Annotated in this window: 11 protein-coding genes and 1 pseudogene; 3 read left to right on the plus strand and 9 right to left on the minus strand. The window is 66.3% G+C overall.

Features of this window, described 5'->3' with window-relative positions:
- Window positions 1–94 precede the first annotated feature (94 nt).
- Window positions 95–562: a hypothetical protein gene (locus tag CWO91_RS27385; RefSeq protein WP_130217957.1), complete on the minus strand. Its 468-nt coding sequence runs from the start codon at window positions 560–562 to the stop codon at window positions 95–97.
- A gap of 110 nt (window positions 563–672) precedes the next feature.
- On the minus strand, window positions 673–2,211 hold the full coding sequence (locus CWO91_RS27390; RefSeq protein ID WP_130217959.1) for a YifB family Mg chelatase-like AAA ATPase: 1,539 nt from the start codon (window positions 2,209–2,211) through the stop codon (window positions 673–675).
- A 226-nt stretch (window positions 2,212–2,437) separates the two neighbouring features.
- On the opposite strand from CWO91_RS27390, the gene CWO91_RS27395 reads away from it, so the two are divergent.
- Window positions 2,438–2,683, plus strand: a complete 246-nt coding sequence (locus tag CWO91_RS27395) for a PilZ domain-containing protein (protein ID WP_018644993.1) — start codon at window positions 2,438–2,440, stop codon at window positions 2,681–2,683.
- An 80-nt stretch (window positions 2,684–2,763) separates the two neighbouring features.
- The gene (locus CWO91_RS27400; protein ID WP_130217961.1) at window positions 2,764–3,537 is read left to right on the plus strand and encodes a tetratricopeptide repeat protein; all 774 of its coding nucleotides are present in this window, start codon (window positions 2,764–2,766) and stop codon (window positions 3,535–3,537) included.
- An 82-nt stretch (window positions 3,538–3,619) separates the two neighbouring features.
- Here the strand turns inward: CWO91_RS27400 and CWO91_RS27405 are convergent, their stop codons facing one another.
- From CWO91_RS27405 to rsmI, 7 genes are all read right to left on the minus strand, one after another.
- The gene (locus CWO91_RS27405) at window positions 3,620–4,909 is read right to left on the minus strand and encodes an AAA family ATPase (RefSeq protein WP_091882540.1); all 1,290 of its coding nucleotides are present in this window, start codon (window positions 4,907–4,909) and stop codon (window positions 3,620–3,622) included.
- On the minus strand, window positions 4,906–5,640 hold the full coding sequence (locus tag CWO91_RS27410) for a CpaD family pilus assembly protein (RefSeq protein ID WP_130217963.1): 735 nt from the start codon (window positions 5,638–5,640) through the stop codon (window positions 4,906–4,908). The genes CWO91_RS27405 and CWO91_RS27410 overlap by 4 nt, the downstream gene beginning before the upstream one ends.
- Window positions 5,641–5,698: 58 nt before the next feature.
- The gene (locus tag CWO91_RS27415; RefSeq protein WP_130217964.1) at window positions 5,699–7,216 is read right to left on the minus strand and encodes a type II and III secretion system protein family protein; all 1,518 of its coding nucleotides are present in this window, start codon (window positions 7,214–7,216) and stop codon (window positions 5,699–5,701) included.
- A gap of 13 nt (window positions 7,217–7,229) precedes the next feature.
- The gene (cpaB, locus tag CWO91_RS27420) at window positions 7,230–8,042 is read right to left on the minus strand and encodes a Flp pilus assembly protein CpaB (protein ID WP_130217966.1); all 813 of its coding nucleotides are present in this window, start codon (window positions 8,040–8,042) and stop codon (window positions 7,230–7,232) included.
- 490 nt (window positions 8,043–8,532) lie between these two features.
- Window positions 8,533–9,477 (minus strand): glutathione synthase, encoded by a 945-nt coding sequence (gshB, locus tag CWO91_RS27425; RefSeq protein WP_130217968.1) that lies wholly within the window; start codon window positions 9,475–9,477, stop codon window positions 8,533–8,535.
- 10 nt (window positions 9,478–9,487) lie between these two features.
- Complete coding sequence (locus CWO91_RS27430) at window positions 9,488–9,889, minus strand: YraN family protein (RefSeq protein ID WP_091882523.1); 402 nt, start codon at window positions 9,887–9,889, stop codon at window positions 9,488–9,490.
- Complete coding sequence (gene rsmI, locus CWO91_RS27435) at window positions 9,876–10,838, minus strand: 16S rRNA (cytidine(1402)-2'-O)-methyltransferase (protein WP_130217970.1); 963 nt, start codon at window positions 10,836–10,838, stop codon at window positions 9,876–9,878. Before rsmI ends, CWO91_RS27430 begins: the two co-directional genes overlap by 14 nt.
- A 328-nt stretch (window positions 10,839–11,166) precedes the next feature.
- On the opposite strand from rsmI, the pseudogene CWO91_RS44505 reads away from it, so the two are divergent.
- Window positions 11,167–11,340: pseudogene (locus tag CWO91_RS44505) on the plus strand (penicillin-binding protein activator); the annotation flags it as partial.

Genomic DNA, 11,340 nt, shown 5'->3' on the forward strand with positions numbered 1-11,340 from the left:
GTCTCAGAGTATGATCCGGAAAAGTGTGTAGCGGTTTTCCGAAAAGATCATGCTCAAACAAATGGCTAAAGTGCGATCCTGATATCATCGCGCTTTAGAGCGAGGCGGCCTGGAGCTGGCGGTGGCCGCCGCGGGCGCCGACGATCAGCGCCGCCGCCTCGCGCTGCGAGAACGTCTTCGAGCGCACATAGATGCGGTAATCGGCCGGCCCGTCGGTGGAGAGATAAATCACCTGGCCGCCGTCGACGGGCTGCGCCGCGATCGAGACCAGGCGTGTCGACGGAGTGGCCTGGCAGGATTCCGATTCCGAACCGAGGCCGTCGTCCACCACAGTGAAGTCCGCAGCGTCCGCATCGTCCGTGACCTGGACCCGCACCGTGGCCTGCGCGGGATCCTCGGTGAAGGCGACATGCACGCCGGCGGTCCAGAACAGGGATGTAAGCTCGACCGAGGTCTCGCCCAGGGCGATGCAGGGATGCGAGACCGATCCGATCTCGGCGCGGGCGAACACCGCCGCTGCCAACAGGGGGACAACCGAGGCCAGGATCTTGAAACGCAACATGACACTCTACTCGCCCGGGCCCCTCGGGAACTCGTGTTGGAAACACATGGGGCTTATGGTTTGCAGAGCGTAAAGGAAACTCGTTACCGCCGGGTTGATGCGCGGAATGATCAGGCCAACTGCCGCACATCCTCCGCGAGTGCGCGGTAGGACAGGGCCTCGGCGAGGTGCAGCCGGCCGATCTTGTCCGCGCTGTCGAGGTCGGCGAGCGTGCGCGCGACCCGCAGCACGCGGTGATAGCCGCGCGCCGACAGCCGCATGGTCTCGGCAGCGTCGCGCAATAGCTTCTGGCCTTGCGCATCCGGCCTGGCAATCTCTTCCAGGACCGAGGCCGGCGCCTCGGCATTGGTGCGGACGTGGGGCAGGCCGGCATCGGCATAACGTGCAAGCTGGATGTCGCGTGCGGCCGCCACGCGCGCGGCGACCTCGGCGGAGCCTTCCGCCGGCGGCGGCAGGATCAAATCGGCGGCCGTCACCGCCGGCACCTCGATGCGCAGATCGATGCGATCCATCAGGGGACCGGAGATGCGCGCCTGGTAGTCGCCGGTGCAGCGGTCGATACGGCCGCGCTTGCAGGCATAGCCCGGCTCGAACGCATTGCCGCAACGGCAGGGATTCATTGCGGCCACCAGCATGAAGCGGGCAGGGTAGGTGACACGGTGATTGGCGCGCGACACCGCGACCTCGCCGTTCTCCAAGGGCTGGCGCAGCGAATCCAGCACGCGCGGATCGAACTCCGGCAGCTCGTCGAGGAACAGCACGCCCTGATGCGCCAGCGAGATCTCGCCGGGCTTGGCGCGCATGCCGCCGCCGGTGAGCGCGGCCATGCTGGCGGAATGATGCGGCGAGCGGAACGGCCGCCGCGCGGTCAGCGCGCCGCCCTCGATCTCGCCGGCGACGGACGCGATCATGGAGACTTCGAGCAATTCGCCCGGCGACAGCGGCGGCAGGATCGAGGGCAGGCGCGCCGCCAGCATCGATTTGCCCGCGCCGGGCGCACCGATCATCAGAAGGTGATGTCCGCCGGCGGCCGCGATCTCCAGCGCCCGCTTGGCGCTCTCCTGGCCCTTGATATCGCGCAGGTCGAGGGATGAGGCGGCGGCTTCATGCACTTTCGGTGAGGGCCGCGACAGCACCTGCGTGCCCTTGAAATGGTTGGCGATCTGAATGAGCGATTGCGCGGCGATGATCTGGATGTCCGGGCTCGCCCAGGCCGCCTCCGAGCCGCAGGCGGCGGGGCAGATCAGGCCCTCCTCGCGGGCATTGGCGCCGATCGCGGCGGGCAGGACACCTGCGACCGGCGCGATTGACCCGTCGAGGCCGAGCTCGCCCAGGACCGTGAACCCCGTCAGTGCATCCGGCGGGATCGCGCCGATCGCCGCCATCAGCCCGAGCGCGATCGGCAGGTCGTAATGGCTGCCCTCCTTGGGCAGGTCGGCAGGGGCGAGGTTGACGATGATCCGCCGCGCCGGCAGCGCCAGCCCCGAGGCGATCAGGGCCGAACGGACCCGCTCGCGCGCCTCCGACACCGCCTTGTCCGGCAGGCCGACGATGGCGAAGGCCGGCAGGCCCGGGGCGACCTGTACCTGCACGTCGACCGCACGGGCCTCGATCCCCTCAAAGGCGACGGTAGAAACCCGCTGAACCATGCTCGAACCAGCCTGCCCTCTCGCGCAATTAGGGGTAGCAGAACCTAGCGCCCTTCGCAAGAACAATACGGGAACATGTCCGAGGCCGAGCCAACCCTAACCGATCGTAAACGTGAAGCGGACACTACGCCTCGAATCCGAGCGGCTCTCCTCAGCACATTCCAACGAATGTCCGCTACTCCTACGCTTGCGGGATGGGCCGTGATCTAACGGGTGAAGAGTTCAAATGCTTGCAAATCGCCGGAGAAGCGAACGCCGGGTGTGCAGCCGGCTGGCCAAGATCCATTTTGGCGCGGGCTCGCTGCCGCGTGACTGCACGATCACGGACATCTCGGATGGCGGCGTGAAAGTGGTGGCGGAATTCCTGGAAGTACCGCCGCAATTCACCATCATCTTCGCGCCCGATTATTCCCGCCAATGCCGCTTGCGCTGGCGCATCGGCTGCGAGTTCGGCGCCGAGTTCGTCGATTAGGCCTTAATGGCTGCGCCTCCTTAACGGGGCTTTAGCGTTAATGGGTAAGCATCTCTGATCAGTCGCCGAGTGATCAGAGTATGCCCAAGCGTCCGTCCGCCGCCTTTCCTTCGGCGAAATTCCTGCTTCCCGCGTTCATGGTGCTCGTCCTCGGCGGTTGCCAGACCAATGGCATCGAGGATGTGACCGGCGCGCTCGGCGTCAGATCTGAAGCCGCCGTCAAGGCCGACGCTAAGCCGGACATGGACGCCTTGCGTGAGCGCTACCGCGCCAAGCCCGGCGATCCCAGCATTGCGCTCGCCTACGGCAAGGCGCTGCGCGAGAGCGGCCAGCGGGCGCAGGCCGTCGCGGTGATGGAGCAGGCCGTGCTCGCCCATCCCAGCAACAAGGCATTGCTCGCCGGCTATGGCCGCGCGCTCGCCGACAACGGTAATTTCCAGCAGGCCTTCGATGTTCTCGGCCGTGCGCATACGCCCGAGGATCCGGACTGGCGCATCCTGTCGGCGCAGGGCGCGGCGCTCGATCAACTCGGCCGCAACGAGGAGGCGCAGCAATATTACGCGACCGCCTTGAAGATCGTGCCCGACGAGCCGCAGGTTTTGTCCAATCTCGGCCTGTCCTACATGCTCCAGAACAATCTGCCGCGGGCGGAGGAAACGATGCGCCGCGCGCATGAGCGCAATCCCACTGACCCCCGCGTGCGCGCCAATCTCGCGCTCGTGCTGGGGCTGGAAGGAAAACAGGCCGAGGCCGAGGCCATCGTGAAGGCCGATCTGCCGCCGGATCAAGCGGCGGCAAAGGTCACGGCGCTGCGGCAATTGCTGGCGAAGAAGCAGCAGCGGGCGGACAGATAGCCCGCGCTCTTCGTAGATTCTCGTTTTGACGCGTTGTCTTGACGCGAACCGGTAGCCAGTTCGCTCGAAGACGCTTCTAGCCTTACGACGCCTTGCGATGCGGGGCGGATCCGCGGCCCGACCTGCCCTTCAGCTTTTTCAGCAGCGGTCCGAGAAGTGAGCGCTTCGGCTTCTTCACCTCGCCGCGGCCGGCGAGGCGGTTCGCCATGCTCTGGAACAGAAGAGTGGTGCGGTGGCTCTTGGAGACCTCCGCGATCATCTGGCCATTGTTGGCGGCGGTCGAGAACAGCTTCGAATCGAACGGGATCACCGCGAGCGGCTGGCTCTCCATGGTCTTGGCGAAGGCTTTGACCTCGATCTCCGCGCGCTTGTGCATGCCGACCTGGTTGAGGCAGTACAGCGGCGGCCGGTCGTTCGGCCGCGCCGCCTTGAGCACGCTCAGCATGTTCTTGGTGTTGCGCAGATTGGCGAGATCGGGCTCGGCCACAATCACGATGTCGTCGGCGTTGACCAGCGCGCGCCGGGTCCAGCCCGACCATTGGTGGGGAACGTCGAGCACGATGCAGGGCGTGGTCATCCGCAGCGTGTCGAACACCGCGTCGAAGGCTTCGGCGCCGAAATCGTAGACGCGGTCGAGCGTCGCGGGCGCGGCCAGCAGGCTGAGACGCTCGGTGCATTTGGCGAGCAGGCGCTCCATCAGCGCCGTGTCCGGCCGGTCCTGCGACAGCACCGCGTTGGCGATGCCCTGCACCGGGTCCTGATTGTAGTCGAGGCTCGCGGTACCGAAGGCGAGGTCGAGATCGATCACGACGGAATCGAGCGCGAGATCGCGGGCGATGGTCCAGGCCACATTGTGCGCGACGGTGGACGCGCCGACGCCGCCCTTGGCGCCGACCACCGCGATGACACGGCCGGTGATGATGGCTTCCGACGCCGAGAACAGGCTGCAGATCGAGCGGACCACGTCGAGGGTTTCGACCGGTCCGACCACGTAATCGTTGACGCCGCGGCGGACCAGCTCGCGATAGGGTGCGGTGTCGTTGGGATTGCCGATCACCACGACGCGGGTGCCGGGATCGCAGACGCCGGCGAGGTCGTCGAGCCCCTCCAGGATGTCGCGCGTGCCGTCGGATTCGATCACGATCACATTCGGCGTCGGCATCGATTCATAGACTTCGATCGCCGCAGCGAGCCCACCGTCCCTGGCAGTGAGATGCGCCTTGGCGAGCCGGCGGTCCTCCCCCGCCGCGGTCACCGCGGCGAGAGTCTGCTCGGTCTCGCAAAAGGCCTGCACCGAGATGCGGGGAACCGGCGCAATGTGTTCGTCGGGGTGCCGCGGATCGTCCGCGTCTTCGTCGTGGATGCCAATCATTTGCCGGTGTCGCTGAGTTTGGCCTTGTCGGCGTCGGGATTGGGGCTCGCGATCGGCGTGCCCTTGCGATAGCGCTCGAAGGCGATGTCGCGCCGCGCGGTGTAAACCGGTGTTTCCGAACGCGGCTGCTCGAGGTCGGCGGGATTGTCGATCATCGCCGCGAGGTTGCGCTGACTGGCGCAGCCCAGATTGAAGTACGGGTGGTTCTCGTTGTAGCCGGGGTCGAGGATGGACGGCCCGACGTCCTCCGGCCACAGCCCGCAGGGGCCCGCGACCGCGGCGATCCTGGAATAGCTGAGGCGGATGGTGGGCAGCAGGCCGGGATCCTCGGGCCGATAGGGATGCTGGACGATGGCGCGCGAGGGCACGCCGCCGGATGCGAGCACGGAGCGGATTTCCTGATAGGTCGCCGCCGCCGCGCGCGAATTCGCGGTGTCGGTGGGCACGTCGACGACGACGGAGCCGGTGCCTTCGCGCACCCAGTCCCGGGCAATGCCGACGACATCCGCGTGTTGCGCAGCCGAGAGGCCGCCGCGGGCCTTGCCGACGAAGATCACGATCGACTTCTTGCCTTCCTGCACCGCGATCGGGTGGCGCTGGCGGTAGTCGGTCGGCACCGTCTGGGTGACGATCTCGCCGGTGGTGTTGCAGGCGCCGAGCAGGACGGAGAGCCCCGTCAGCGCCAGCGCGATACTTAAGCCGCGACGTCGATCGGCTGTCGTGTTCGTCATCGCTTGATCCCCTCTTGCCCCGTTTCCTGTCCCGTTCCCCCGGGCCGTCCGCTTGTCGTCAGTCGATGATGAAGCCGAAATCGCCGGGCGTGCCGTTGACCGGGTCGACGCGCCGCGCGATGCCGTAGAGCCGGTTCATGCGGCCGAGCAGCGCCGTCTGCGCGTCCGAGGCCGGCGCGAAGCCGTCGTCCGGCCGCGACAATTCCTTCTGGGCGACCGCGCGCACCACATAGGGCGTCACGATCACCATCAGTTCGGTCTCGTTGTTGACGAAATCCTGGCTGCGGAACAGCGCGCCGATGATCGGCACCTGGTCGACACCGGGCAGGCCGTTGATCGCCTGCTTGGTCTGCTGCTGGATCAGGCCGGCCATTGCCATCGAGCCGCCCGAGGGAATTTCCAGCGTGGTCTCGGCGCGGCGGGTCTGGATCGACGGGATGGTGATCGAGCTGGTCTGGCCCGCAGACACCGCCTGCGTCACGGAGATGGCGTTCTGATTCGACAGCTCCGAGACTTCGGTCATCACGCGCAGGCTGATACGTCCCTCGCTGAGCACGACCGGCGTGAAGTTCAGGGAGATGCCGAACTTCTTGTAGGTGATCTGGGTGGTACAGACGTGGGTGACCGGATCGCAGGAATAGCCCGCAGGGATCGGGAATTCGCCGCCGGCGATGAAAGTGGCGGACTCGCCGGAGATCGCCGTCAGGCTCGGCTCGGCCAGCGTCCGCATCACGCCGGCGCTTTCCATCGCGCGCATCGTGGCGTTGACCGTGGCCACGCCTTTTGCGAGTCCGGTGACACCGAGCCCGTTGCTGCTGACGAGCGGGCCGCCGGAGACCGAGAACGGGTTGGAGTTGTTGAAATTCACGACTGCGGTGCCGGCGTTCAGGCTGGCGCTGAGATCGACACCCAGCTGCTTGACGATATCGCGGCGGACTTCGCCGACGACGACCTTGAGCATCACCTGGTCGCGGCCGCGCACGACGATGTTGTTGACGACCTTGTCGCTGCCGCCGACCAGCTTGGCGGCGACGTCGCCGGCCTGCTGGGCCTCGACCGGGCTCGAGACCGAGCCGGTCAGCATCACGCTGTCGCCGACGCCTTCGATCTGCACGCCCGGCAGCGACTGGCGCAGCGCGGCGCGCATGCCGTTGAGGTCACGCTTCACCGCGATGTCGTAGGAGGCGACCTGCTGGCCGTCGGCGGTGAAGAACACCACGTTGGTCTGGCCGACCTGGCCGCCGATGATATAGGCGCGCTGCGCCGAGCGGATCACCGCGTTGGCGATCTTGGGATCGGCCACCAGCACGTCCTTGACCTCACGCGGCAGGTCGATGACGACGGACTTGCCGACGCCCAGCGACAGGAAGCGCGTCCGTGCCGGCGCGATCGTCGCGACCGGCGACACACCGAGATCAGGCGCTTGCATCGGTGTCTGGTCGCCGACCGGCGCGTCCGCGGCACTGAGCCGGTCGGGGGCTGCGAGCAGCCCCAGCATCAGCATCGTCGCCGCCAAGAACGAGCGCGCGCGCTTCCCCCGAATGCGCACGCCCGTCCGATCATCCCCGTAGTTCATGCTATCCCCATCATCACTTCTGTGACGTCAGTTGCCGCGCCTGCACGCCGTAACGGATTACATTCACGCCGGCGGGACGCTTGACCGCCTGGTCCTCGGGCGTGCCGTCGACTGCGTTGGCATCGACGATGCTCCGCAGCGCGAGCTGGAGCGTGCCGCCCTGGCGCGCGGCCGACAGCGTGGCGACCTGGTCCGGCTTGAGCTCGAGTGTGACGGTCTTGCCGATCACGGCGGTCTGGCCGTCCTTTTCCTTCGGCGCCTGGTCGATCGCGAGCACGCGGATGTTGGTCAGGATGACCTCGGACACGATCAGGTCATTGCCGCCGGTCGGTCCGTTGGCGTCGGGATTCTTCAGGCGGCGGGTCAGCACGATGTCGACGCGGTCGTTCGGCAGGATGAAGCCGCCGGCGCCGGTCTCGGCTGAAATTTCGGTGGAGACGGCCCGCATGCCGGAGGGCAGGATCGCAGCCATGAAGCCGGAGCCTTCGGCCCTGACCAGCTTCTGCTCGCGGATCGGCTCGCCTTGCATCAACGGCACGCGTGCGATCGAGCCGGCGATCTGGGTCTGCGCCTCGGGCCTGCTGTCGCGGCGAATGAAGACGTTGCTGGCGGTCGCCGCCGGCCAGGCCTGCCATTGCAGGTCTTCGGGCTTCACGGCCTGCCCGAGCTGGATGTCGTTCTTCGCGACCAGAACCTCGACCGTCGGCAGCTTCTCGGCGACGGGCAGAACGGGCGCGGGCGCACTCTGATAGCTGCTCGCCAGATACGCAGCGACGCCGCCGGCGCCCAGTGCGATGACGAGAACGACAATGCGTGCGGTATTCATACGCTTCTACTCTTACGCGGGGCACTCGAACCGCACGTGGCGGGTTCCCCCGCGTCGATGAGTAGGGAGTAAAAGTGTAAGGGGTGTTGCGAGGTTGAATGTGATGGCCGATCACGCTGCGGGTTTTCGGCAGATGGTGAACGCAGCGTTATTCGGTCGGCCAGCGGCCCCGTAGATTCACGTAGCGCGTGAGCCGCGTGCAGATGCAGCGCGGGGGCGTCATGGTGAATGGGTGGTTAGTGATGGGCGACGCATCGGGGATATGCTAGCGAGACGGAAACAATGCGCAACATTATCATTGTCGTCCCGGCGAAGGCCGGGACCCATACCGCGTGATCTCTCGATGATGGGACGCAGAAGTACTGAGCGCGAGTCTTAGCCAAACCGCTCCCTGTGGTTATGGGTCCCGGCCCCCGTGCGCAATTGCGCACTAGGCCGGGACGACGTTGAGGAGAGATCGCGCACTCCCCAGCCAAATCATTTCAGAATGCTACTTCGCCCGCTTCTGCTCGATCGCGTCCCAGATCTTCGCCGCCACATCTGGGCCGCCGAGCCGCGTGATGGCGCGGATGCCGGTCGGCGAAGTCACGTTGATCTCGGTGAGGTTGCCGTTGATGACGTCGAGGCCGACGAACAGCAGGCCGCACTCGCGCAGCGCCGGACCGACGGTGGCGCAGATCTCGCGCTCGCGCGGGGTCAGCTCGGTCTCCTGCGCCGCGCCGCCGCGCACCATGTTGGAGCGGAGGTCGTCCGCGGCCGGCACGCGGTTCACCGCACCGGCGAACTCGCCGTTGACCAGGATGATGCGCTTGTCGCCGTGCTTCACCTCGGGGATGAACTGCTGGATCACCCAGGGCTCTTTGAACGTCACCGAGAACATGTCGAACAGCGAGCCGAAATTCATATCCTGCGGCATCACACGGAACACCGCGGCGCCGCCATGGCCGTGCAGCGGCTTCATGACGACGGCGCCATGTTTGTCGCGAAAGGCGTTGATCTCGTCGAGGTCGCGCGAGATCAGGGTCGGCGGCATCAGCTGCGGAAAGTTCATCACGAACAGCTTTTCCGGCGCGTTGCGCACCGAGGCGGGATCGTTGACGACCAGCGTCTTCGGATGGATTCGCTCCAGGAAATGCGTCGAGGTGATGTAGGCGAGGTCGAACGGCGGGTCCTGGCGGAGCAGCACCACATCAAAGCCGTTGAGCGCCTCCCGCTTCGGCTCCCCGAGGGTGAAATGGTCGCCGGGCTCGTCGCGCACGGTGAGGAGCTGAACCGGAGCGACGAGCTCGTCGCCGACCATCGAGAGCTTGTCCGGCGTGTAATAGGACAGGCCGTGGCCGCGCTTCTGCGCCTCCAGAAGCAGCGCAAAGGTGGAATCGCCCTTGATGTTGATGCGGGCGATGGGGTCCATCTGGACGGCGACGTTCAGTTTCATGGTCTGCCTTTCAGGTCGAGGCGTCGAATGCCGCCAACACATGGCGCGGAAGTGATCGCGGCGCAATCAGCATGGCGTCGAATCGCAGTTCGAATTCGGCATGCTCGGGATGCGCCACGAGCCAGCCTTGTGCGGCATCGATGATGCGCTGCTGCTGGCGCGGCGTCACCGCGAAGGCGGCGTCATCCAGCGTCGCCCGCGCCTTGACCTCGACGAAGGCGATCAGATTGCGGCGGCGCGCCACGATGTCGATCTCGCCATGCGGGGTGCGATAACGCTTGGCGAGGATGCGGTAGCCCTTGGCCATGAGAAAGGCGGCGGCGCGGCTCTCGGCCGAGATGCCGGTGCGGAACGCGGCGATGCGCTCAGGCGAGGCGACTTTCGGTTCCGCCGGGACCTCAGTCTTCGCCATCGCCGCCCCGCAAATCCTTGTGCACGTCTTTGGCGAGCTCGAGCGCGCGGGCGTAAACCTCGCGGCGCGGCCGGCCCGAAAGTGCGACCGCATGTGCCACGGCATCCTTGACGCTGTGCGCGGCCAGCTGCTCGCGCAAGAGACCGTCGAGCGCATCCGATGCCAGCACGTCGGCGTTTGCTGCAGGCGGACCGATCACCAGAACGAATTCACCGCGCGTCTCCGGCGCGTCGGCTTGCCGCGCGAACTCGGCGAGGGGCGCACGCCTGACCTCCTCGTGCAACTTCGTCAGCTCGCGGCAAACCGCGGCCTCTCGTTCACCCATGATCTCGGCGAGATCGGTCAATGTGGCCTGCATGCGATTGCCCGATTCGAACATCACCAGCGTCGCGTCGATGCGCGCAAGCTCGGCCAGGCGTGCGCGGCGCGCCGCCGATTTCGCCGGCAAAAAACCCTCGAAGAAGAAGCGGTCGGTCGGCAGCGCGGCGACCGACAGCGCTGCCAGCACCGAGGACGGGCCGGGCAGCGCATATACCGGATGGCCCGCAGCGCAGACCTCGCGCACCAGCTTGAAGCCGGGGTCGGAGATCAATGGCGTGCCGGCGTCCGACACCAGCGCGACCGAGCCGCCTTGCCCCAGTGCCTCCAGAATCTTCGGGCGTGCCGCTTCCGCATTGTGCTCGTGATAGGGCTTGAGCGTTGCTGCGATCGCATAGCGCTCGGTCAGGCGGCGGGTGATGCGGGTGTCCTCGCAGGCGATGACGTCGACGCCGGCGAGCGTCTGAAGCGCCCGCAGGGTGATGTCGCCGAGATTGCCGATGGGCGTCGCCACCAGATGAAGGCCCGGCGCCGCCTTCGGCGCCGTAAGCCGATGGGCGTCGATGGAGAAGCCGCGCGAGGCGGTATCTTGAGCTTCAGGCGTATTTATCGGGGCCGGCTTTGCGCGCATAATGAAGTCAACTTAGGCACGATCCGCAGGGCTGGGAACCGGCTCTTCGAAAAAGATCGTGCCGAGGTGAGGGCGGACGGGAATGTGATCGATCCAGGATCGCGTTGCGAGGGAGTGAGGGCCCTCGCGCCATATTCGCGACCGAAACGCCGCCTTGATGCTGCGTGAGTAACGGCGAACAGCTGGCCAGGAGGGGACGGCAGCCGCGTTAAGTGGCTATTATCCTTTTGTTTTGGTTAACTATTCGTCGACAATATGCCTGAATCCGCGGCTTGTGTCGTGGAAGGAGTGACCGGCTGCCGACGGCCGGTTCGGAAGAGAAGTTGCCATGGTGGGCCCGCGTCATCCCAGATCTTCCTCTTCGGAGGAGTCTTCCGCTCCCAGGCCCCGATCGTCGGCGGCGACCCGGCGGAGTGCGCTCGGCCTTCTGCTCGGCGCGCCCTTGCTGTCGGCCTGTGCGGGTGTGCAGCAGAGTCTCAGCCAGTTCTCCAACCCGTTCTCC

Origin of the sequence: Bradyrhizobium genosp. SA-3, from assembly GCF_004212635.1 — a bacterium.
Classification (GTDB): domain Bacteria; phylum Pseudomonadota; class Alphaproteobacteria; order Rhizobiales; family Xanthobacteraceae; genus Bradyrhizobium.